This is a genomic window from Aquamicrobium defluvii, assembly GCF_004363725.1.
Classification (GTDB): Bacteria; Pseudomonadota; Alphaproteobacteria; order Rhizobiales; family Rhizobiaceae; genus Mesorhizobium; species Mesorhizobium defluvii.
In genome coordinates this window covers 23,671-44,462 of the sequence record NZ_SNZF01000032.1, presented here as the reverse complement: position 1 = coordinate 44,462, position 20,792 = coordinate 23,671, and the positions used below count along the sequence as shown (strand labels likewise).

Annotated in this window: 22 protein-coding genes; 13 read left to right on the top strand and 9 right to left on the bottom strand. The window is 65.3% G+C overall.

Annotated features, from left to right (window positions below; all coding sequences use genetic code 11):
• Together DES43_RS18785 and DES43_RS18780 are read left to right on the top strand one after the other, a co-directional pair.
• Positions 1-99: 2-oxo acid dehydrogenase subunit E2 (locus DES43_RS18785; RefSeq protein ID WP_208110855.1), on the top strand; the 99-nt coding region annotated here is incomplete at its 5' end.
• A gap of 196 nt (positions 100-295) precedes the next feature.
• Complete coding sequence (locus DES43_RS18780) at positions 296-664, top strand: hypothetical protein (protein ID WP_035032811.1); 369 nt, start codon at positions 296-298, stop codon at positions 662-664.
• Positions 665-673: 9 nt separating this feature from the next.
• On the opposite strand, the gene DES43_RS18775 is transcribed toward DES43_RS18780, so the two are convergent.
• Entirely contained in the window at positions 674-1,657 is a 984-nt protein-coding gene (locus DES43_RS18775) for a sugar-binding transcriptional regulator (protein WP_035032809.1), read from the bottom strand.
• 212 nt (positions 1,658-1,869) lie between these two features.
• Between DES43_RS18775 and DES43_RS18770 the strand changes: the two genes are divergently transcribed.
• The 5 genes from DES43_RS18770 to DES43_RS18750 all read left to right on the top strand — a co-directional run bounded on the left by DES43_RS18770 (position 1,870) and on the right by DES43_RS18750 (position 7,704).
• Positions 1,870-2,856: an ABC transporter substrate-binding protein gene (locus DES43_RS18770; RefSeq protein WP_035032806.1), complete on the top strand. Its 987-nt coding sequence runs from the start codon at positions 1,870-1,872 to the stop codon at positions 2,854-2,856.
• Between the two features lie 174 nt (positions 2,857-3,030).
• Positions 3,031-4,734: an ABC transporter permease gene (locus DES43_RS18765; RefSeq protein WP_035032803.1), complete on the top strand. Its 1,704-nt coding sequence runs from the start codon at positions 3,031-3,033 to the stop codon at positions 4,732-4,734.
• Entirely contained in the window at positions 4,722-5,801 is a 1,080-nt protein-coding gene (locus tag DES43_RS18760) for an ABC transporter ATP-binding protein (protein WP_035032800.1), read from the top strand. The genes DES43_RS18765 and DES43_RS18760 overlap by 13 nt, the downstream gene beginning before the upstream one ends.
• On the top strand, positions 5,798-6,970 hold the full coding sequence (locus DES43_RS18755; RefSeq protein ID WP_342585407.1) for an MBL fold metallo-hydrolase: 1,173 nt from the start codon (positions 5,798-5,800) through the stop codon (positions 6,968-6,970). Before DES43_RS18760 ends, DES43_RS18755 begins: the two co-directional genes overlap by 4 nt.
• Positions 6,967-7,704: a 5'/3'-nucleotidase SurE gene (locus DES43_RS18750; RefSeq protein WP_035032798.1), complete on the top strand. Its 738-nt coding sequence runs from the start codon at positions 6,967-6,969 to the stop codon at positions 7,702-7,704. Before DES43_RS18755 ends, DES43_RS18750 begins: the two co-directional genes overlap by 4 nt.
• A gap of 53 nt (positions 7,705-7,757) precedes the next feature.
• On the opposite strand, the gene DES43_RS18745 is transcribed toward DES43_RS18750, so the two are convergent.
• Together DES43_RS18745 and DES43_RS18740 are read right to left on the bottom strand one after the other, a co-directional pair.
• The gene (locus DES43_RS18745; protein WP_035032795.1) at positions 7,758-8,435 is read right to left on the bottom strand and encodes an HAD family hydrolase; all 678 of its coding nucleotides are present in this window, start codon (positions 8,433-8,435) and stop codon (positions 7,758-7,760) included.
• Between the two features lie 38 nt (positions 8,436-8,473).
• Positions 8,474-9,124 carry a hypothetical protein gene (locus DES43_RS18740; RefSeq protein WP_035032823.1) on the bottom strand — a complete coding sequence of 217 codons (651 nt, stop codon included), beginning with the start codon at positions 9,122-9,124 and terminating at the stop codon, positions 8,474-8,476.
• A gap of 158 nt (positions 9,125-9,282) precedes the next feature.
• Here DES43_RS18740 and DES43_RS18735 point away from each other — a divergent pair, with 158 nt between their 5' ends.
• The 5 genes from DES43_RS18735 to ptsP all read left to right on the top strand — a co-directional run bounded on the left by DES43_RS18735 (position 9,283) and on the right by ptsP (position 14,095).
• Positions 9,283-9,720, top strand: a complete 438-nt coding sequence (locus tag DES43_RS18735; protein ID WP_035032820.1) for a transcriptional regulator GutM — start codon at positions 9,283-9,285, stop codon at positions 9,718-9,720.
• Positions 9,721-9,774: 54 nt separating this feature from the next.
• The gene (gene srlA / locus DES43_RS18730) at positions 9,775-10,539 is read left to right on the top strand and encodes a PTS glucitol/sorbitol transporter subunit IIC (RefSeq protein ID WP_035032792.1); all 765 of its coding nucleotides are present in this window, start codon (positions 9,775-9,777) and stop codon (positions 10,537-10,539) included.
• Positions 10,540-10,555: 16 nt separating this feature from the next.
• Positions 10,556-11,557 (top strand): PTS glucitol/sorbitol transporter subunit IIB, encoded by a 1,002-nt coding sequence (srlE, locus tag DES43_RS18725; protein WP_133675977.1) that lies wholly within the window; start codon positions 10,556-10,558, stop codon positions 11,555-11,557.
• Between the two features lie 26 nt (positions 11,558-11,583).
• The gene (locus DES43_RS18720; RefSeq protein ID WP_035032786.1) at positions 11,584-11,964 is read left to right on the top strand and encodes a PTS glucitol/sorbitol transporter subunit IIA; all 381 of its coding nucleotides are present in this window, start codon (positions 11,584-11,586) and stop codon (positions 11,962-11,964) included.
• Positions 11,965-12,112: 148 nt separating this feature from the next.
• Positions 12,113-14,095, top strand: a complete 1,983-nt coding sequence (ptsP, locus tag DES43_RS18715; protein ID WP_035032817.1) for a phosphoenolpyruvate--protein phosphotransferase — start codon at positions 12,113-12,115, stop codon at positions 14,093-14,095.
• An 82-nt stretch (positions 14,096-14,177) separates the two neighbouring features.
• Here the strand turns inward: ptsP and DES43_RS18710 are convergent, their stop codons facing one another.
• Positions 14,178-14,969, bottom strand: coding sequence for a hypothetical protein (locus DES43_RS18710; RefSeq protein WP_035032785.1), 792 nt, complete (start codon positions 14,967-14,969; stop codon positions 14,178-14,180).
• 189 nt (positions 14,970-15,158) lie between these two features.
• On the opposite strand from DES43_RS18710, the gene DES43_RS18705 reads away from it, so the two are divergent.
• Positions 15,159-16,160, top strand: a complete 1,002-nt coding sequence (locus DES43_RS18705) for a sugar-binding transcriptional regulator (protein ID WP_051520819.1) — start codon at positions 15,159-15,161, stop codon at positions 16,158-16,160.
• Here the strand turns inward: DES43_RS18705 and DES43_RS18700 are convergent.
• The 5 genes from DES43_RS18700 to cysT form a co-directional block, all read right to left on the bottom strand.
• Positions 16,150-16,602 carry an RrF2 family transcriptional regulator gene (locus tag DES43_RS18700; protein WP_035032780.1) on the bottom strand — a complete coding sequence of 151 codons (453 nt, stop codon included), beginning with the start codon at positions 16,600-16,602 and terminating at the stop codon, positions 16,150-16,152. The two genes, DES43_RS18705 and DES43_RS18700, sit on opposite strands and share 11 nt — an antisense overlap.
• A gap of 187 nt (positions 16,603-16,789) precedes the next feature.
• Entirely contained in the window at positions 16,790-17,776 is a 987-nt protein-coding gene (locus DES43_RS18695; protein WP_035032777.1) for a sulfate ABC transporter substrate-binding protein, read from the bottom strand.
• Positions 17,777-17,911: 135 nt separating this feature from the next.
• Positions 17,912-18,967, bottom strand: coding sequence for a sulfate/molybdate ABC transporter ATP-binding protein (locus DES43_RS18690; RefSeq protein WP_035032763.1), 1,056 nt, complete (start codon positions 18,965-18,967; stop codon positions 17,912-17,914).
• A gap of 12 nt (positions 18,968-18,979) precedes the next feature.
• On the bottom strand, positions 18,980-19,858 hold the full coding sequence (cysW, locus tag DES43_RS18685; RefSeq protein WP_035032761.1) for a sulfate ABC transporter permease subunit CysW: 879 nt from the start codon (positions 19,856-19,858) through the stop codon (positions 18,980-18,982).
• Positions 19,851-20,702 carry a sulfate ABC transporter permease subunit CysT gene (gene cysT / locus DES43_RS18680; protein WP_035032758.1) on the bottom strand — a complete coding sequence of 284 codons (852 nt, stop codon included), beginning with the start codon at positions 20,700-20,702 and terminating at the stop codon, positions 19,851-19,853. The genes cysW and cysT overlap by 8 nt, the downstream gene beginning before the upstream one ends.
• Between the last annotated feature and the right edge of the window lie 90 nt (positions 20,703-20,792).

Here is a 20,792-nt window from a genome sequence, read left to right as displayed (position 1 = left end):
TTGTCGACCGACCACCGGGCGGTGGACGGGGCGCTGGGTGCCGAACTCATCGGCGCCTTCAAGCGCCTCATCGAAAACCCGATGGGGCTCGTGGTCTGAGCCTCGTTGGCGTATGCCGGCAATGCTCCTGGAGCGTTTCCGCTTTTCCCCGAATCGCAGAAACGCTCTAACCTTTTGTTTTTACGCAATTCCGAACGCAAAACCGCTTCGCACTTTTGCTGGAATTGCTCTATACTTGAACTGACAGTTCCTCGCCCGCGAGGGCGGGGAAGCCAAGGCAGCAGGGAACCTCGCCATGCCCCCGTTCGGTCGATCCGATGTCCGCAACATTGTCTCGAAGGTGATGAGCGCCTCGCCGGCCGACATCAGGCTGGTGGCGCAACGCCTGCACGACCATGCCTTCGAGGAACGGCTTTCGGGCGAGGACACGGCACGGCTGGTGCAGGAACTGGGCTATGAGAGCCTCGAAGCCTTCTGCACCGACCTGCAGCTTCCCGCCCATATCGCCGAGCGCTGGGCGCGGTTCGGCATTTCCGTGGAAATGCGGCAGGTGCTGACCCTGCTCGTTACCCACCGCCGCCGCATGAACGAAGCGGTGCGCGAGTTCGAGGACGTGACCAATACCGGCCTCGACGACTTTCTGCGCGAGCGCGGGCTGATCTGAACGGGACGGTCAGCCGACCGCCATCAGCGCTTCCGCCGTATCGCTGTCGGTGATCAGCACGTTGGTCCCGAAGGCGTTGAGGGCGGCGCGGATGGCGGCGATCTTGTGGCGGCCGCCGGCGGCCAGCACCACGTTTGGGATGGCGCCGACCACATCGAGGCCGATAGCCATCACGCGGTCGTTGACCTCGTGATCGACCAGCCGGCCCTGCGCGTCGATGAAATAGGACAGCACATTGGCCGCCGCCCCCTTCGCCCGCAGCGAGGGGATGAGCGAGGGCGGCACCAGCCCGTGCCGGAAGATGGTGGCGTCGCGCGAAATCTCGCCCACCGTCAAAAGCGCGATATCGGCATTGGCGGCGCGGGTGCGGACGTCCAGCAGTTCGGGTTGCGCCCACAAAAGATCGCGCAGGGCCGGATCGTGCAGCATGACCGGAGCGGTGATCTGGTAGCTGTCGATGCCGAAAATGTCGGCCACCTTGGCGGCGACGATGGACGGGTTGATCCATTGCGAATGGGGAAGGGCCCCGACGAGGCCGATGACGGACGCATTCTGCAACTGCCTGCGGCCGAGATAGGCGAGGCTGGCGTGGAGCGTCGCGCCGCCGCCGATGGCGAGCGTCATGCCGTCCTGCATCTGCTCGCCGAGATAGAGCGCGACCGCATGGCCGATGGCCTTCTCCAGATGGCCGGCATCTCCAGGGGTCGGCACAACCACAGCCGAATCGAGGCCGAAGCGCTCTTCAAGCGCGCGCTCCAGCGCCACCTGTCCGGCGGTCTGGGCGTTGATGGTGGTGACGACGACGCCCTCTGCCGTGCAGGCGGCCAGCGTGCGCATGACCTTGACGCGGCTGACGTTCAGCTTCTCGGCGATCTGCTCCTGGGTCAGCCCTTCGACATAGTAGAGCCAAGCCGTCTTGACGTTGATCTCGGAGGAGACCAGCGGCACGTCCCGCCCGGCAGTCTTGCGCTTCTTCTTCGCTGTTGGCTGCATGTTCCTCTCCCCGGTCGATGCGCCATTGTGGACAACGCTTATGTCGACAATGCAACACTAGGCATGTTCATTTGTGTTTGACAACAAACAAATGAACATATCATATGGAGGCAGGCGTTTTGTCATCGACGGGTCATATACGCCGTGCAGGGAGGAGCGGGCCTGTCCGGCAAAGAAGCCCGGCAGCCATGCGCAAAGGATCAGGAGGTCTCATGAAAACGCGTTTCGTCACATTGTTTGCAAGCAAGGTCGCGCTCGCTGCAATGCTCATTTCGGGAGCAGCCAGCGCCGACACGCTGACACTGTACACCTCGCAGCCGGAAGCGGATGCGGCCAAGACGGTGGAAGCCTTCAAGAAGGCCAATCCGGGCACCGACGTGAACATCTACCGTTCCGGCACCAGCGACATTCTGGCCAAGCTTGCGGCCGAATTCGCAGCCGGCAGCCCGCAGCCGGACGTGCTGCTCATTGCCGATGCGGTGAGCATGGAACTGCTCAAGGCGCAGGACCGCCTTCTGGCCTATCCGGAAGCGAAGACCGACGGCATCGAGGCCGACGCTGTGGACGCCGACAAGACCTATTTCGGCTCCAAGCTGATCACCACCGGCATCGCCTACAATACCGCTGCGGCCGAGAAGCCCGAGCATTGGGCCGATCTCGCCAAGCCGGAATACAAGGACGGGCTGGTGATGCCGAGCCCGCTCTATTCGGGTGCTGCCGCCTATCTGCTCTCGGGCTTCGTGGCCGACAGCAACTATGGCTGGGACTTCTTCCAGAAGCTGAAGGACAACAACACCATCTCCGTGCGCGGCAATGGCGCGGTGCTGAAGTCGGTGGCCAGCGGCGAGAAGCCTTACGGCATCCTCGTCGACTTCATGGCCATGAACGCCAAGGCCAAGGGCTCGCCGGTCGAGTTCGTGTTCCCGTCCGAGGGCGTTCCGGCCGTGACCGAGCCCGTCGCCATCATGAAGACGGCCAAGAATGTCGAGGGCGCCAAGGCGTTCGTCGATTTCATCCTGTCGGATGAAGGCCAGAAGCTGGCGCTCGACATGGGTTACCTGCCGGCCAAGGCGTCGGTCGGTCGGCCCGAGTGGCTGCCGGAAGGCATCGAGGTGAAGGTGATGTCCTTCGACCTGCCCGCCATCATCAAGAACACCGAAGCCGACAAGTCGAAGTTCTCCGAACTGTTCGGCGGCTGAAGTCCGGCGAGGGGCCGGCAGGCTATGCCCACCGGCCCCCGCCCATCGCATGCCGTGTCCGTGCCGCGCACCTGACACGAAAGAAAAAGGCGACGAATATCGAGGCGGCCCGGTGCCGGCCGACATATACGCAGCCTATTGATCGAGCCCCTGGTGGCATCTCGGGAAACAATCATGTCCGCACCTGTCAAGGAAAGCCGGGGCCAGGAAATGGCCCTGACGGTGGCCGTCGCCGTCGTCATCGTGCTGCTTTCGCTGCTGCCGATGCTGCGCCTCATCAAGGAGATCGTGGCGCCGGGCGGCACCATCTCCGATACGGCGATCCGCCTTGGGCTCGCCAGCCCGGCGACGTGGACCGCCACGGTGAACACGCTGGTCGTCGGCTTCGGCGGCACGGTGCTGGCCGTTCTGCTCGGCACCTTCGTGGCGCTGCTGGTGACGCTGACCGACATTCGCGGCCGCTCCACGCTGGTGCTGGCCTATGTCATGCCGCTGATGATCGCGCCGCAGGTGACGGCGCTGGCCTGGCTGCAACTGTTCGGGCCGGCCAGCCCCTTCCTCAAGATGATCGGCATGGCGCCGCCGCTCGGCAGCCGCAACCCGCTTTATTCCACGGAAGGCATCATCCTCCTGCTCGGCGTGCAATATGGCCCGCTGGTGTTCCTGCTGGTACGCGCCGGCCTGCGCAAGCTGCCGCGCGAGCTGATCGAGGCGGCGCGCTCGGGCGGGGCGGGCTGGTTCACCGTGCTGCGCACCATCGTGCTGCCGCTGATGACGCCCTCCATCGTGGCGGCGGCCGCACTCGCCTTCGTTTCCTGCGTCGGCAATTTCGGCATTCCCGCCTTCCTCGGCATTCCCGCCAACTATCTCGTGCTGCCCACGCTGATCTACCAGAAGCTGGCGGGCGGCGGCCCGGCGGTGCTGGGCGAGGCGGCGTTCCTGTCGGTGCTGATCGGCATCATCGCCATGGCCGGCATTCTGGCGCAGGAGGTGATGAGCCGGCGGCGCGATTATCGCATTTCGTCCACCTCGCTGCCGGCCGACCCCTATGAGCTCGGCAAATGGCGGCTGCCGGTCGAGATCGGCATGTGGCTGTTCATCGTGCTCATCCTCGTCCTGCCGCTGTTCGGCCTGCTGCTCACCTCGCTGGTTCCGGGCTACGGCATCCCGCTCGGATGGGCGACGGCCACTCTCGACAACTACCGCTTCGTGCTGTTCGAGCACGCGGCGGCGCAGCGCTCCTTCTTCAATTCGTTTGCGCTGTCGATCGCGGCGGCTGCCTTCGCCGTGCTGGTGGCGGTGCCTGTCGGCTATCTGGTGGCGTGGGGCAAGCAGAAGTGGATCCGCTATGTGAATCTGTCCATCGAGCTGCCCTATGCACTGCCCGGCGTGGTGCTGGCGATTGCCGCGCTTCTGATGTTCCTGCGGCCGATCCCGTTCACCGGCATCCAGCTCTACAACACGGTTTGGATCATCCTCTATGCCTATCTCGCCCGCTTCCTCGTGCTGGCGCTGAGGCCGACGGTGAGCGGCTATCACCAGATCGACCGGGCGCTGGAGGAAGCCGCGCAGGTGGCGGGGGCGGGGCTGTTCACGCGGCTGCGCACCATCGTCTTCCCGCTGGTGGCGCCGGCCGCCCTTGCCGGCGGGCTTCTCATCTTCATGACCGCGCTCAGCGAACTGACCGTTTCGGCGCTTTTGTGGTCCTCCGGCTCGGAGACCATCGGCGTGGTGATGTTCTCGTTCGAGCAGGGCGGCGATTCCAGCTATGCGGCGGCGATGTCGGCCATCACGGTCTCCATCACTTTCGTGCTGATGCTCGCCACCAACCTGCTCGCCCCCTACCTTCCCAACGGAGTTCTGCCATGGCGGGATTGACGCTCTCCAACGTAACCAAGACCTTCGGCGATTTCGATGCCGTGAAGGACGTGTCCATCGATGTGCGCGACGGCGAGTTCCTCGCCGTGCTGGGCCCGTCCGGCTGCGGCAAGACCACGCTGCTGCGGCTGGTGGCCGGTTTCGAGCGGGTGAGCGCAGGCCAGATCCGCATCGGTGGCGAGATCGTGTCGGACGCCGGCGGCAGCGTGCCGCCCGAGAAGCGGCGCGTCGGCATCGTGTTCCAGAACTATGCGCTGTGGCCGCACATGACGGTGGCGGAGAATGTCGGCTATTCGCTGAAAGTCGCCAAGGTGGACAAGACCGAAGCAAGGCGCAAGGTGGACGAGGCGCTGGCGCTGGTGGACCTGACGGGCCTTGCCGACCGTCGCCCGGCCAACCTCTCGGGCGGGCAGCGGCAGCGCGTGGCGCTGGCGCGATGCCTTGTCGCCGCGCCCTCGCTGGTTCTGTTCGACGAGCCGCTGGCCAATCTGGACGTGCATCTGCGCGCCTCGATGGAGGACGAGTTCGCCGCCTTCCACAAGCGCACCGGCACCACCATCGTCTACATCACCCATGACCAGTCCGAGGCCATGGCACTGGCCGACCGCATCGCGGTGATGGACCATGGCCGGCTGGCGCAGCTCGCCACGCCGCGCGAACTCTACAGCGAGCCGGCCAACGAGATGGTCGCCTCCTTCATCGCGCAGGGCATCGTGCTTCCAGCAAAAGTGCTTTCGACGGAAAGCGGAAATGCGCGGGTGGAGGTGATGGGGCATGAGGTGACGGTGCGCTGCCGTGCCGGCGACGGCCCGCGCGCCAATGCCAGCATCTGCGTGCGCACCCCCGACCTGGAGATCGCCGGCGAGGGCGAGCCGGGTATCGACGGCACGGTGATGCGCGCCGTCTACAAAGGTGGCGCGCTGCGCATCGACTTCGCGCCGGCGGCCGATCCGGACCGGGTGATCAGCTTTGAATATCCGGGGCACACCGGCTTCGAGGAAGGGGCGCGGCTGCGGCTTCGCATTGTTTCGGGCTGGCTGATTCCGGGGAGCGGGCAAGGCGCATGACGCTGGAAGTGGAACTCGCAGGCGGCTTCGGCGAGAAGGGCCGCACCAGCGTGGTCGTGGGGCGTGAGGGACAGCGCGTGATGCTGGACGCCGGCATCAAGGTGGGGGCTACCGGCCGCGACTACTATCCGCGCCCGCTGACTCCGGTCGACCGGCTCGACGCGGTGCTGATCTCGCATGCGCATGAGGATCATGTCGGGGCGCTGAACTGGCTGCTGTCGGAAGGGTTTCGCGGGCGCATCCTGATGACGCGCGAAACGCTGGACGAAGCGCCGGCCACGCTGGCCGCCTATGGCGAGAAGGCGCTTGTCGAGGCATATCCATTTCCGGTCGACAGGATCGAGCTGTTCCGGCCGGGCGACGTGCTCGACGTCGCCGGCTTCCGCATCGCCACCGGGCGCTCCGGCCATGTGGTGGGGGGCGTGTGGTTTTCGCTGGAGGATGAAGGCACCCGCGTCGTCTACTGCGCCGACGTGGTGCCGGACAGCGCCGTCTTCGTCATGGACCGCATGCCCGAATGCGATTTGCTGCTGCTGGACGCCTCCTATGGGGCCGACCCGGTTTCCGGGGGCGAGCGGGCGGAACGGATTGCTGCATGGATCGCGGAACGGACGGGCGGCTGCCTCTTGCCGACGCCGCTGTCCGGGCGCTCGCTGGAACTGGTGGCGGCGATGCCCGGCCGCTTCGCCGTCCATGCCTCGATGCGCGAACACCTGCTGGCCCAGATCGAGGCGCGCGATGCGCTGAAGCCGGGCATGCCCGAACTGCTGCGCGCCCGCATCGATGCGGCGCTCGACTGGACGGATGGCGGGCCGCTGCCGGAGTGTCCGCTGCTGGCCGACGACGGCATGGGCAGGGCGGGGCCGTCGGCGCGCCTGATCCCGCTGGCCGATGCGCAGGGCTTTCCGATCCTGCTTTCCGGCCATCTGCCGGTGGGTACGCCGGGCTATGAACTGCACGCGAAGGGGCGTGCGGACTGGATCCGGATGCCGACACACCCGACGCTCGCCGGCAATGTCGAGATCTGGGAAAAATCCGGCCGTCCTGCGGTGCTCGGCCATTCCTGCGGGCCGGACGAGATCGCGCGGCTTGGCGAGCACATTCCGGCGCTGCAAAGCGCAAGGCGGACCGGCGAGCGGCTGGTGGTTGGACAAAAGGCAAGTGCATGAGAATTCTGGTTTCCAATGATGACGGCATCGACGCACCGGGCATCGCCCGTCTTGCGGAGGCCGCGCGCCGGCTGAGCGACGATGTGTGGGTGGTCGCGCCGGAGAAGAAGCACACGGCGGCGGGCCCTTCGCTGACCATCGCCCAGCCGATCACCATGGAAAAGCGCGGCGACAGGCGCTTTTCCTGTTCCGGCCGCCCGGCCGATTGCGTGGTCGCGGCCATGGCGTGGCTGTTCGAGAACGACCGCAAGCCGGACCTCGTCGTGTCCGGCATCAACGACGGGCGCAACGTGGCCGAGGACCTCGCCTATTCGGGCACGCTCGGCATCGCCCGCGAGGCAACCTTCTGGGGCGTGCCTTCCATCGGCTTCTCGCGGGTGAAGAACCCGGAGATCGGCGACGCGGACGAGGTCTGGCTCGCAGGCTTCATCGGCAAGCTGTGGGAGAAGCGGGCGGAATGGGCGGCGCAGGGCCACTGGCTGAGCGTCAACCTGCCGACGCGGCTGCCGGCGCAGGTGCGCCAGCCTGTGATCGGCCGCGACAAGATCGCCTCGAAGGCGGAAGTGGTGGAAGAGGACGGCGACCGCACCGTGATCGTCGTGCCGCGCGGACGCCCCCACACCACGATCGAAGGCGACGAGAACAGCATGATCGATTCAGGGTTCGTGACCGTCAACCGGCTCAACTGGTTCGGCGGCACGCGGCTGGACGACGGTTTCGTGGCGGGGCTCTGAGTCCTGCCGCAAAATTCTCGTCATTCTCCCCCTGTGTGAATGACGGTGCGTGTTCAGTTCAGCCGGAAACCGAGCTTTTCCAGTTCGGCCGCCACGCCGGTCCAGCTTTCGTTGACGACGCTTGCGCCGGAGGACAGCAGGCGCTCGCCATGGCCGTCATAGCTGTGGCTGCCGCCGGTGAAGCCGATGGCCGTCATGCCGGCCGCGACCGCGCCTTCCACGCCGAAGGGCGAATCCTCGATCACCACGCAGTTGGCCGGATCGGCGCCCATCTTTTCCGCCGCAAACAGGAAGATGTCGGGCGCCGGCTTGCCGTTCTTCACCATCGACGACGAGAAGATCGCATCGCTGAAATGTGAAGCGATGCGGGTGACGTCGAGGCTGTGGTGAATACGCTCCAGCGAGGACGAGGAGGCGACGCAGCGGTCCAGCTTCAGTCCGGACAGGAAATCGGGCAGGCCGGCGGTGGGTTCCAGACGCTCGGTGAACAGCGCCTTCGTTTCCAGCCACAGATCGTCCGGCGCATGGTCGGGATATTGGTGGCCGGTCAGCTCCTTGATGCGGGCGACGATGTCGGCCTGCTTCATGCCAAAACACTGGCTGATGATGTCGAGGCCGACGCCGGGCATGCCATGGCGCTCGTAGACGCGCTCATAGGCAAGCACGGCCAGCGGCTCGCTGTCGACCAGAACGCCGTCGCAATCGAAAATGATGAGCTGTGATCCGGTCACGGGTTTCTCCTGATCGGGGACGAAAATGGGGATTTGAACTAGGGAGCGGCAACGCCGGGCGGGGCCGCACTTTCCAGCGCCGGTTCGATGCGCTGCATGCCTTGGCGTGCGGCCGGATGGTCCGGCGCGATCCAGTTCGGCTCGCCGCCGAGAAAGCGGTCGAGGAAGGCCACGGCATAGGCCGGAACCTCCGCCACGTTCTCGCGGTACGACCACCATGTGCGCAGGTCGTCGGCGCATGTATCGATGGCCGGCGCCGTGCCGAACTCCTGTTCGTGGATGGCGGCCACAGCGGATACGCAATAATTGGTATAGAGGAAGCCTTCCGGCCAGAAGCGGACGATTTCCTGCGTGGTGGCCGACACATCAGCCTCACCCACCGGCGCGGCTGCTTCCGAAATGGCGCGGGCCGGGTTCTGGCGAATCAGCTCCCGCAGCGCCATGCCGGCGGCGAAGACGATGAAATCCCCGCGATTGACCCCGGCATAAGCCTTCTGCCCTTCCGCGATCTCGATCCAGTCGAGGAAGGCGCGGGTGAGGCGTGCATCGTCGATCCCGAAGCGCACGCCATAGGCCCGGGTGACGGCCCTGGCACTGGCCCGGAAGGTGGCGCGAAACCAGCGCAGGCGCCGGAGCCTGTGGCGCAGGTCCGGCATCGCGGCCAGTTCGTCCTTGAACCGAAGGTCCATCATCCATCCTCTTCGCGCGCAACTTTAGCATGGCCGCGGCGTCGGCTATAGTTCATAGCTGAAATCATACATATTGACACTCAAGAAAACAAATGTTCTCTAGGATCGAGATTGCGCCAACGGCGTGCGTCCGCCTGGGCAAGGGAGGAAAAAGGCTGATGGCGATCTGGCAATGGGCCTTGCTGCTGCTGGCTGTCGTGTGGGCTTTGCAGGCCCTCGGCGTGTGGCTGCAGATGCGGCACTACACCGATGTCTTCAAGGGCATCACGAACAAGTACAAGGATGGTTTTGTCGGCGCGGGCAATTTCAGGGGTCGGTTCAGGAAGGGTACCATCGTGCTCATCGTGGTCACTCCCGATCTCATCGTGCGCCGTCTGTTGATCATGAGCGGGCGCTCCGTGTTCACGAAATTCAGGCGCCATGAGGAATTCGAGGGCAGGCCCCTCGACGAAATCCGGTCCGACCCTGCAATTCTGGGGGAGGGGGAACCCGGTGTGGCCGAGGCTGTGAAACGGGCGATCGAGCAGATCGACCGTGCGCGGTCGGAGCCGGACAGGAAGCCGGGCTTGTCCGGCTTGAGTGCAGCAAGGGCTTAGAAACGGCGCTGCCGCCGCTTTTCAGGGCGACCGGCGCTCCGCCAAGGAGGAAACATGTCTGTCATATCGTTGTTGGCGCCGCACGCCGACATGGCGATGCAGAACCTGCATGTCGCAGGCGCCATGGTTCATGATGCGGCATTGCACGGCAAGCTTGCCGTGGAGCATGTCTCTGACCAGCTCGTCATCCTCGCGCAGGCGACGGATGGCGGCAACATCACCGTCGACGAGTTCCGCGAACGGCTGAGCGAGGTCCAGCAGGAAGAGCAGCTCGGCTGGCTGACCGCCGCCGGCAAATATTTCATCGGCATCTTCCAGAAGGGCGGCGAGGTCTTCGCCGGTTTCGTCACCGGCATCATTCCCACGCTGGTCGTGCTGATGACGGCCTTCTACGCCATCACCGAACTGGTCGGCGAGGAGCGCGTGCACGGCATTGCGCGCGGCGCAGGGCGTATCGCGCTGACCCGCTACACGGTGCTGCCGGTGCTCGCCGTCTTCTTCCTGACCAACCCGATGGCCTACACCTTCGGCTCGTTCCTGGAAGAGAAGCACAAGCCGGCCTTCTACGACGCCGCGGTGTCCTACGTGCATCCGCCGCTCGGCCTGTTCCCGCATGTGAACCCCGGCGAATATTTCGTCTGGGGCGGGGTGCTGGTGGCGCTTCTGGAACTGGAGAAAACCGGTGCGGTGGCCGGGGGATATCATATCCGGGTGGCGATCTGGTACGCGCTCGTCGGTCTCGTGGTGATCCTGCTCAAGGGCATCCTGACCGAGCGCATCACCGCCATCATGGCGCGCCGCCAGGGCGTCGAGCTCTAAGGGCGGGGAGGGACACATGGCCAAGAAATACAAGGCAGTCAGGATTTCCAAGGGCGCTGGCGGCTGGGGCGGCCCGCTCGTCATCGAGCCGACCGAGCAGCGCAACAAGATCGTGTCGGTCACCGGCGGCGGCATCCATCCGGTTGCCCAGCAGATCGCCGACCTGACCGGCGCCGAAGCGGTCGACGGCTTCAAGTCGCCGCCGATCGAAAGCGAGATGGCGGTGATTGTGGTTGACTGCGGCGGCACCGCGCGCTGCGGCGTCTATCCGCGCAAACGCATCCCGACCGTCAACCTGACGCCGGTGGGGCAGGCGGGGCCGCTGGCCCAGTTCATCACCGAGGACATCTATGTGTCCGGCGTGAAGCCCGGCAACATCGCTCTGGCAGATGGCAGCGAGGCGGTGACGGGCGCGGGTGCAGCCGCCGCGCCGGCTGAAGCAGCCGCGGCCAGCGCTGCGGCCGTGCCGCAGGAAAGCGAGGGCGGCATCGTCGGCCTGATCAGCTCTGTCGGTCGTGTCATGGGCCGGGTCGTCGGCATCTTCTTCAATGCCGGCCGCCGCACCATCGATCAGGTGATCCGCAACGTCCTGCCGTTCATGGCCTTCGTGACCATGCTGATCGGCCTGATCCTCTACACCGGCATCGGCGACGTGCTCGCCCAGCCCATGGGACCGCTGGCCAACAACATCATCGGCCTGCTGATCATCTCGGCCATCTGCGGCCTGCCGTTCCTGTCGCCCATCCTGGGGCCGGGCGCGGTGATCGCGCAGGTGATCGGCGTCGCCATCATCGGACCGCAGATCGCCAATGGAACGATCTCGCCCGCAATGGCCCTGCCGGCGCTGTTCGCCTACAACACGCAGGTGGGCTGCGACTTCGTGCCCGTCGGTCTGGCGCTCGGCGAGGCCAAGCCAAAGACCATCGAGATCGGTGTTCCGGCGGTGCTCATCAGCCGCCAGATCATGGGGCCAGTCTCCGTGCTGATCGCCTGGGTGGTCAGCCTGTTCGTACTGTAAGCAGAAAGTAAAGCGAGGTTCGCCAGATGACAGTTCTCCTCAGGACACGGGTTACCGAGATTGGACCCGAGGTGGCGGACCTCGCGGAAGGCGGCGTGCTGATCCTGTTCGCGGATGGCTCGCCGCCGGAGCTGGCCGAGGTTTCCGTGCTGCACAGGACGGAAGAAGGCCCGAGCGCCGATGCGCCGCAGGTCGGCGCATCCATCGCCATCGGACCCGTCAGCGCGACCATCACCGCCATCGGCCCGACGGCATGGGCCAAGGTGCGCGAGATCGGCCATGTCGTCATTACGTTCAACGGGGCCGCAAGCGCCGAACGGCCCGGCGAAATCTGCGCCTCGGCGGTCGATACCGGCCAGCTTGTGGGCGCCCTGAAACCCGACGCCACGATCACCATCGCGACCTAGAGCGCTGTGCGTCCTTTCGGACGCACAAAGGACGCTCCGATTTTGTAGTCAGGCATCGGAACGCCCGGAAACCGGATGCCGTTTCCGGACCGATGCCCCCGGCAATCGCGCAAGCGGCGGCCGAAATGAACAAGGCAGAGTTATGGTCATGGAACGCTCGACAATCGTCAGAGTGCACGAAGGGCTGCATGCCCGGCCGGCGACGCGGTTCGTCAAGCTCGCCAAGAGCTTCGAGTCCGAGGTTGAGATCGTCCGCGACGGCAAGGCAGTCAGCGCCAAGAGCTCGGTCAAGCTGATGCTGCTCGGCGTCAAGGAAGGCCAGGAGGTCACCGTGCGGGCCGAGGGGGCGGATGCCATAGAGGCCGTTGAGGCGCTGATCGGCTTTCTGGAAAACCCCAGGGCGGGGCTGGATGACGACGCCGCACCGCAGGTGCAGACGACGCCGGCCGCCGTCGAAGCTGCCAAGGCGCCGCCCGCCGGACCGCCGGCTGCTGCGGAAGGCAAGGGACTTGCCGGCATCGCCGCCAGCGAGGGCGTTCATCTCGGGCCGGCCTTCGCCCATTTCCCTCCGCAGATAAGGGCCGAGAACCGCAAACTCGCCGCGGACGGGATCGCGCCGGAACTGGAGCGTTTCCGCGCGGCGGTCGATGCGGTCCGTGCGCGCATGGACAAGGCGCTGGCCGACGATCAGCTGGCCGAGGGCGACCGCGGCATCGTGGCGGCCCTGCGCGACATTGCCGGCGACGAGACGCTGGTGGGCGACACGACCGAAACGATCCGTGGCGGCCTTGACGCGGTTTCCGCCACCGTCGCCACCACGGCAAGGCTGGCGCAGGAGTTCGGCGCGGTCGAGGACCCTTACCTGAACGCGCGTGCCGACGACATGCTGGCGGTGGGGCGGCAAATCTGTCTGGCGCTGCTGGGGCAGGACGATGCCAGCCTCGACCACATTCCCGAGGGCGCGGTGCTGATCGCCGAGGACATCGGCGCGTGGGATCTGGCGCGGGCGCCGCTGGAGCGCATCGGCGCGGTGGTCTGCGGCCATGGCGGCGCGACCTCGCACATCGCCATCATTGCCCGGTCGCACGGCATTCCAGCGGTGCTTGGCCTCGGTGCGCGCATCCACGAGTTGCGCGAGGCGAAAGAAGTCGCCATCGACGGCAATAGCGGTGCCGTGATCCCCGATCCCGATGCGCAAACGCGTGCGGCCTACCGCAAACGCATCGACGAGGCGGCGGCTGAACGCACGGCGCTGGAAGCCTACAGGGATACCGTGCCAACGCTGGCGGATGGCACGGTGATCGAGGTGGCGGCCAATCTGGGGGCGCTGGAGGAGATCGACGCGGCCAGGGAGGCGGGTGCCATGGGCGTCGGCCTGTTCCGCACCGAGCTTTTGTTCATGCGTCACATGCACCTGCCGTCCGAGGACATGCAGGCGGAAATCTACGGTGCGCTGGCCAAAGCCTTCGCGCCGGCGCCCGTCATCGTGCGCACGCTGGATATCGGCGGCGACAAGCCGATTGCCGGCATCGAGTTCCCGGAAGAGGAAAATCCGTTTCTCGGCTGGCGCGGCATTCGCATGTGCCTCGACCGGCCGGACATCTTCAGGCCGCAGTTGCGGGCCCTGATGCGCGCTGCCGTGCACGGCAACCTCAAGGTGATGCTGCCGATGGTTTCGCAGCTGTCGGAAGTCGTGCGCACGCGCGAGCTGATCGCGGAGTGCGAAACGGAGCTGAAGGGGCGCGGCGTGCCCTTCGGCCAGTTCGAGCTTGGCGTGATGATCGAGACGCCGGCGGCCGTGCTGATCGCGCGGGAACTGGCGAAGGAGGTGGCGTTCTTTTCCATCGGCACCAACGACCTCACACAATATGTGATGGCGGCGGACCGGCTCAACCCGACCGTGGCCGGGCTGAACGACGTGTCCAACCCGGCTGTGATGACGGCGATAGAGATGACGGCAAGAGCCGGAAAGGAAGCCGGTATCATGGTCGGCATGTGCGGCGAGGCGGCCGGCCGGCCCGACCTCATCCCGGAATTCATCCGCATGGGGCTGACCGAGCTTTCCATGAGCCCGGCTTCCATTCCGCGCGCCAAGAAGGTGATCGTGGAACTGGCCAAAGTGGCGAAATGAGATGCAGGCGCCCGTTGAAACTGAATCAACGGGCGCCTGCATCCATTTGCACCGACAGGGAAAATCCGGTCCGCGCCCGTATTCAGCGCAGGTGGAAGATCAGCATCGCGAAGATCGGCGTCAGCTCTGCGACCGGATCGGCGGCGCGGCAGGCGGGAACGATGCGGTCGAGACGTGCCTCGACGGCTATCGCCGCCATGTCGAGCAGGTCCGCTCCCGGTTCGGTCTCGGCCCCGGCGCTGGCCAGTGCCGAGGCAAGCGCCAGGGGCACCAGAACCGAAACGGCCAGCATGTTCTCCGCCTCGAGCACATTGGCGGCGCTTCCTTCGGGCAGGCGGGGACGTACCGGCCGCGCCCTCAGCAGCTCGACCGAGAGCGCCGCGCACAATTGCGCGATACCGGCGATGAACTGCGTGTCTCCCGCCTCGTACCCGGCGGGATGCAGGAGATCGCCATGCCGGCGCAGCATGGCTGCATGGACGGCGGCAAAGCCTGCCTCCTGAACCGGATCGGCGGCGGCCTTGCGGCGCGTCAGCATGGATCTTGCCAGATAGTACATGTCGCGCCGGAAAGCCCGCTCGCCTTCCAGCGTTTCGCCGCCGGAGCGGAAATAGGTGGCGAACGAACGCGGACGGACATGGCCGCCATCGAGCGGCACGAGCGTTTCGGCCATGGACATGGCGTCGTCGAAGGCGCTGACGGCGCGCCCGATCAACCCTTCGATCTCGGGCAGGGGAAAGGGCGTGCGCCCGCCGGGCAGGGAGGGAAGGCCAGGACCCGCATTGTCATGGCGATGGCGGCGGATCGCATCGCGCACCCCACGCAGCCTGTCCTTGAGGTTGATGCGCACTTCCTCGGATATTTCACGCAGCATTCTCGCGCCCCGGTTTGGTGGTGGACCAAGAGTTTTAGAACAGATAGCCGGAAAACAGGATTGTTCCCATCGTGCCTTCGCGGTCAATAGGCCATATTGTGCAGCCGTGCTGAATCGTTACACGTGCAGCGTGCATCGTCCGGGGAGCAGGAATTGGCAAGGAAGCCCAGAGGAGAGAACGGCTCGAAGGTGAATGGCGATTCCGTTGTCGCAAATGGCGGCCCGGAGAGCCGCAGCGACCGGCTGCGCATTCGGGCGGCGTGGATGTATTTCGTCGAGCAGATGACCCAGAACGAGATCGCGGACGTGCTGGGCGTCGGCCGCGTGACCGTGGTGCGCATGCTTGCCGATGCCCGCGCCCGCGGCGAGGTCAAGATCACCATCGAAAGCGATCTGGTGGAGATCGTGCGGCTGGAGCGCGATCTGGAACGCGCCTTCGGGCTGGAACAGGCCATCGTGGCGCCGCTGTCCGTGCCGGATGCCGATCCGATCCCGGCGATCGCGGCCAGGACCGGCGGCTATGTCTCGGAAGTGATGAAAGCGGGAATGCGGGTGGGCGTGGGCTGGGGCAACACGCTGTTTTCCACCTTGCAGTTCCTGAGCGGCCGTGCGCTGGCCGATTTCAAGGTGATCTCGCTGCTCGGCGGCGTCGGCGTGGCCCGCCGTTTCAATCCGGCCGAATTCGCATGGCGCTTCGCGCAGGTCTTCCAGGGCGATGGCTATCTGATCCCGACTCCGGCGGTTGTCGACAGCATCGGGACCAAGATCGCGCTGGTCGAGCGCTGCGGCCTCCAGGAGATATTCCAGCTGGCGGATTCTCTCGATGCCGTTCTGGTGAGCGTGGGCGGCATCGCTTCGGCAACCACCTTCTATCGCGGCGGCTTCCTCAAGGAAGCCGACCGGGAGGAACTGGTGGCGCGCGGCGCGGTGGGCGACCTGCTGTTCCACTTCTTCGACCGCAACGGCGATCTCGTCGACCATCCCGTCAACCAGCTGGTGATGTCGGTGGAGGTCGACCGGCTGCGCCGCGCGCCGGTGCGCATCCTCACTTCGGGCGGCGAGGAGAAGATCGGCGCGCTGATGGGCGCCATGAACCTCATCAGGCCGACAGTGCTGATCACCGACGAGGAAAGTGCGCGCCGCATGCTGGCGGAGCGTGCGGATACCGCCGTGGGCCAGCTCACACGTTAAGGGCGAGATCGGTGGGGAAATCGTCGTTGGCCGCGTCGCGCATGGCGGCAAGGCTGCGGCTGTCCAGCACATTGGCGATGGCCTGACGCACCTCGAGCATCATGTGGCGCACCTCGCAGGTGGCCTCATCGGTGCAATCGTCGCAGCGCTGGTATTGCGTGCGGCTGGCGCAGGCCAGCGGTGCGAGCGGACCATCCAGAACGCGGATGACGTGGCCGATGCGGATTTCCGATGCGGGACGGGCAAGGCGATAGCCGCCATCCTTGCCCTTGCGGCTTACCACGAAGCCGGCATTGCGCAATTCACCAAGTATGGCGTCGAGGAACTTCTTTGGAATGTTGTTCCTGACCGCAATGTCGTTGACGAAGGCGAGTTGTCCTTCCGGCAGGCGCGACAGATGCACAAGAGCCTTCAGACCGTATTTGCCTTTTTTGGTGAGCATTCCTGCCGATGTCTTACGAGATGCCAAACCGGTTGAAGCCCGCGTTTGAGCGATTTGGAGAATTACAGGCCGCAATGGCCTGAATTTCAAGAATAAGACCAGGAGCCGCATTCGACAAGGGCATGGCCGGATACAGGAAAAGCCGGCGCGAGGCCGGCTTTTCCGTCGACAGGTCGGGTTGGCGGAATCAGCGGTTGCCGTAAGCCTGATCGAGCAGCGCGCCTTCGGCGAAGTGCTCGGCCTGAACCTTGTCCCAGCCGCCGAACACCTCCTCGACCGTCACGAGGCGCACGTCCGGGAACTTGTCTTTGAACCCGGCGGCGACGGCCTCGTCGCGAACGCGCAGGCCGTGTTCGGCCTCGATCTTCTGGCCTTCCGGCGAATAGAGGAAGTCGAGATAGGACCTGGCCAGATCGCGGCTGCCGTTCTGGTCCACCACCTTGTCGACGATGGCGACCGGGAATTCGGCCAGCAGGCTGACGGAGGGCACGACCTGCTCGTACTTGTCGGTGCCGTATTCGTTGGCGATGCCTTGCGTTTCGGATTCGAAGGTGATCAGCACGTCGCCGATGCCGCGCTCGGCGAAGGTGGTGGTGGCGGCGCGTCCCCCGGTGTCGAACACCGGCACATTGTTGAAGATCTTGGTGACGAACTCTTTCACCCTGGTCTCGTCGCCGCTGAACTTTTCACGCGCATAGGCGGTGGCAGCCAGATAGGTGTAGCGCGCATTGCCCGAGGTCTTGGGATTGGGGAAGATGATCTGCACGTCGTCGCGCGCCAGATCGTCCCAGTCCCTGATGTTCTTCGGATTGCCGGCGCGGACCAGGAAGGACGGCAGGGAATAGAAGGGCGAGGCGTTGTCCGGGAATTCCTTCTGCCAGTCGTCGGACACCAGACCCTGCTTGACGAGGAAGTCGATGTCGGTGACCTGATTGAAGGTTACCACGTCGGCGGCGAGGCCATCGGCGATGGCGCGCGCCTGCTTGGAGGTGCCGGCGTGCGACTGGTCGACGGTCACGCCTTCATGGTGGGCCACGAAAGCCCTGTTGATATCCACGAACAGCTCTCGCGCCACGTCATAGGAGGCGTTGAGCAGCTTGTCGGCCGGGAAGGCCGATGCGGAGGAGAAGAGAAGACCGGCGGCGGCCGTGGCGGCGAGCAGAAGGCGTTTCATGACAGGCTCCAGATGAGAATGCCTATCGTATATCTCTCAGGCTCGTGCCGCCGCGAGGCATGGCGGTTCTGTTGAATTGCCACTTTGAGAAAACAATTCCATCATTTTGCCGAATCGATGGAATTGTCGTCCTCGTCATTTTTCCTGAATGGCGCTTTGCGGAAAAACCTTCCACTTTCGCGGCCGGAAAGCCACGCGGCTCTTCTGTGCGGCGGGATGGTCCACGGGCAGTTCGATCTCCACCCGCTCGCGCTGGCCGCCGATCTCCAGCTCCACTCTTCGCGTGCCGGCCACACGGCGGCTGGCGGCGACGGTGCCGGCCAGGCAGCCGGAGCAGCCGTCGACCAGCTCGATGTCATGCGGGCGGAAGAACAGCGTGCCGGAGCCGGAAGGCAGGCCGGGGGCGGAAAGGCCGATGGGGCGTTCCCCCAGCCAGACCTGATCGTCCTCGACCCTGACCGGCAGGGAACTGGAATCGCCGATGAAACCATAGACGAATGGCGAGTTCGGGTTGTCGTAGACCTCGTCGGCTGTGCCGACCTGCTCGATGCGGCCCTGGCTCATCACCACCACGCGGTCGGCGAGTTCCAGCGCTTCTTCCTGATCGTGGGTGACGAAGACGGTGGTGTGGCCGGTCGCCTCGTGGATCTCGCGCAGCCAGCGGCGCAGGTCGCGGCGCACCTGCGCGTCGAGCGCGCCGAACGGTTCGTCGAGCAGCAGCACCTTCGGTTCGATGGCAAGCGCGCGGGCCAGTGCGACACGCTGACGCTGGCCGCCCGACAATTGCGCCGGATAGCGCTTTTCCAGCCCCGAAAGCTGGACCAGATCGAGCAAATCGGTGGCGCGCTTGCGGATTTCGGCGGAAGCCGGCCGGGTATCAGCCGGGCGCACCTTGAGACCGAAGCCGATGTTGTCGGCCACGGTCATGTGCCGGAACAGGGCATAGTGCTGGAAGACGAACCCGACATTGCGCTCGCGAATGCTCTTTGCCGAGGCGTCCTCGTCGCCGAAGAAGATGCGGCCGGTCGTCGGCTGTTCCAGCCCGGCAATGAGGCGCAGCAGGGTCGTCTTGCCGGAGCCTGAGGGGCCCAGAAGCGCGATCAGCTCACCAGAGCGGACTTCCAGCGAGACATCGTGGAGCGCGGGGAAGGTGTCGAATTCCTTGCGGACGTTTGCGACGCGAACTTGCATGGGTCAATCCTGTCAGTGCCCGCGGGTCGCGGCGATTTCGGCGCCGTAGCGCATTTCAAGAAGCGACTTGAGCGCCAGCGTGACCAGCGCAAGGCCGGCCAGCAGCGAGGCGACCGCGAAAGCGCCGGTGGCGTTGTAGTCGTTGTAGAGAATCTCGACATGCAGCGGCATGGTGTTGGTCTGGCCGCGGATATGGCCGGACACCACCGATACCGCGCCGAATTCGCCCATGGCCCGCGCGTTGCACAGGAGCACGCCATAGAGCAGGCCCCACTTCACGTTCGGCAAGGTCACATACCAGAAGGTCTGCCAGCCATTGGCGCCGAGCGAGATGGCGGCTTCCTCGTCCTTCGTGCCCTGTTCTTCCATCAGGGGGATCAGTTCGCGGGCAACGAAAGGGAAGGTGACGAAAATGGTGGCCAGCACGATGCCGGGCACCGCAAACAGAATCTCGATGCCGTGCGATTTCAACCACGGCCCGAGCGCGCTTTGCGCACCGAACAGCAGCACATAGACAAGGCCCGAGATGACCGGCGAGACCGAAAAGGGCAGGTCGACCAGCGTGGTCAGAAACGCCTTGCCCCTGAACTCGTATTTGGCGATGGCCCATGCCATGGCGACGCCGAAGACGAGGTTGAGGGGCACGGAAATGGCCGCAACCAGCAAGGTGAGGCGGATGGCCGAAAGCGTGTCGCGTTCGCCGAGCGCCGAGAAATAGAAGCCGACGCCCTTCTTGAAGGCTTCCATGAACACCAGAACCAGCGGCAGGAACAGGAAGACGCCAAGGAAAATGAAGGCGACCGCCATCAGCGTCCAGCGCGCCGGGCGCTGCTCGGTGATGCCGGCACCGCTCGATGCCCGCTGTGCGGCAAAGACGACGGGATCAGCCATAGCGCTTGCGGCTCCAGGATTGCAGCATGTTGATGACGAGAAGCATGGCGAAGGAGATGATCAGCATCACGGCGGCGATCGCCGTCGCGGCGGGGTAATTGTATTCCTCCAGCCGGATGATGATGAGCAGCGGCGCGATCTCCGAAACGTTGGGCAGATTGCCGGCGATGAAGATGACCGAGCCGTATTCGCCGACACCGCGCGCGAAGGCGAGCGCGAAGCCGGTGACGATGGCAGGCGCAAGGCCGGGAAACAGCACGCGGGTGATGGTCTGGAACCGGCTGGCGCCAAGCGTTGCGGCGGCTTCCTCGACCTCGCGGTCGATCTCTTCCATCACCGGCTGCACGGTGCGCACCACGAAGGGCAGGCCGATGAAGACCAGCGCCACGACGATGCCGAGCGGCGTGTAGGCGACCTTGATGCCAAGGGGGCCGAGCAGGGCCCCGATCCAGCCATTGGGGGCATAGAGCGTGGTCAGCGCGATGCCGGCGACAGCCGTGGGCAAGGCGAAGGGCAGATCGACCATGGCATCGACCACGCGCCTGCCCGGAAAGCGGTAGCGCACCAGCACCCAGGCCACCACCGTGCCGAAGACGACATTGACCGCCGCAGCCGCCAGCGCCGTGCCGAAGCTGATCTTCAGGGCGTTCAGGGTGCGGGGATCGGTGACCAGGGTCCAGAACTGGGGCCAGCCCAGCGATGCGGAACGCCATGCCAGGCCCGACAGCGGGATGAGGATAATGAGGGTGAGGTAGGCAAGCGAAAGGCCAAGCGTCAATCCGAACCCCGGGATAACGCTCGGCTGCCTGAATCGCCACCCCGCTCTGGCGGGTACTGCGGTCATGTTGCCCCTTGCATCTCGAAGCGCGCCGCGACACCGCCGCGCTTCCGTTTCCTTTCTCGTGCATGTTTCCCCAAAGCTCGCGGTTTCGGG

Excerpts from the sequence above, each read along its gene's own strand:
- DES43_RS18740 (WP_035032823.1), bottom strand. The coding sequence starts at position 9,124 with ATGGACCTTCGGTTCAAGGACGAACTGGCCGCGATGCCGGACCTGCGC.
- DES43_RS18695 (WP_035032777.1), bottom strand. The coding sequence starts at position 17,776 with ATGAAACGCCTTCTGCTCGCCGCCACGGCCGCCGCCGGTCTTCTCTTC.
- DES43_RS18750 (WP_035032798.1), top strand. The coding sequence starts at position 6,967 with ATGAGAATTCTGGTTTCCAATGATGACGGCATCGACGCACCGGGCATC.
- srlE (WP_133675977.1), top strand. The coding sequence starts at position 10,556 with ATGGCCAAGAAATACAAGGCAGTCAGGATTTCCAAGGGCGCTGGCGGC.
- DES43_RS18690 (WP_035032763.1), bottom strand. The coding sequence starts at position 18,967 with ATGCAAGTTCGCGTCGCAAACGTCCGCAAGGAATTCGACACCTTCCCC.
- DES43_RS18710 (WP_035032785.1), bottom strand. The coding sequence starts at position 14,969 with ATGCTGCGTGAAATATCCGAGGAAGTGCGCATCAACCTCAAGGACAGG.
- DES43_RS18755 (WP_342585407.1), top strand. The coding sequence starts at position 5,798 with ATGACGCTGGAAGTGGAACTCGCAGGCGGCTTCGGCGAGAAGGGCCGC.
- cysW (WP_035032761.1), bottom strand. The coding sequence starts at position 19,858 with ATGGCTGATCCCGTCGTCTTTGCCGCACAGCGGGCATCGAGCGGTGCC.
- cysT (WP_035032758.1), bottom strand. The coding sequence starts at position 20,702 with ATGACCGCAGTACCCGCCAGAGCGGGGTGGCGATTCAGGCAGCCGAGC.
- DES43_RS18765 (WP_035032803.1), top strand. The coding sequence starts at position 3,031 with ATGTCCGCACCTGTCAAGGAAAGCCGGGGCCAGGAAATGGCCCTGACG.
- DES43_RS18720 (WP_035032786.1), top strand. The coding sequence starts at position 11,584 with ATGACAGTTCTCCTCAGGACACGGGTTACCGAGATTGGACCCGAGGTG.
- DES43_RS18775 (WP_035032809.1), bottom strand. The coding sequence starts at position 1,657 with ATGCAGCCAACAGCGAAGAAGAAGCGCAAGACTGCCGGGCGGGACGTG.
- DES43_RS18700 (WP_035032780.1), bottom strand. The coding sequence starts at position 16,602 with ATGCTCACCAAAAAAGGCAAATACGGTCTGAAGGCTCTTGTGCATCTG.
- DES43_RS18780 (WP_035032811.1), top strand. The coding sequence starts at position 296 with ATGCCCCCGTTCGGTCGATCCGATGTCCGCAACATTGTCTCGAAGGTG.
- DES43_RS18770 (WP_035032806.1), top strand. The coding sequence starts at position 1,870 with ATGAAAACGCGTTTCGTCACATTGTTTGCAAGCAAGGTCGCGCTCGCT.
- srlA (WP_035032792.1), top strand. The coding sequence starts at position 9,775 with ATGTCTGTCATATCGTTGTTGGCGCCGCACGCCGACATGGCGATGCAG.
- DES43_RS18735 (WP_035032820.1), top strand. The coding sequence starts at position 9,283 with ATGGCGATCTGGCAATGGGCCTTGCTGCTGCTGGCTGTCGTGTGGGCT.
- ptsP (WP_035032817.1), top strand. The coding sequence starts at position 12,113 with ATGGAACGCTCGACAATCGTCAGAGTGCACGAAGGGCTGCATGCCCGG.
- DES43_RS18760 (WP_035032800.1), top strand. The coding sequence starts at position 4,722 with ATGGCGGGATTGACGCTCTCCAACGTAACCAAGACCTTCGGCGATTTC.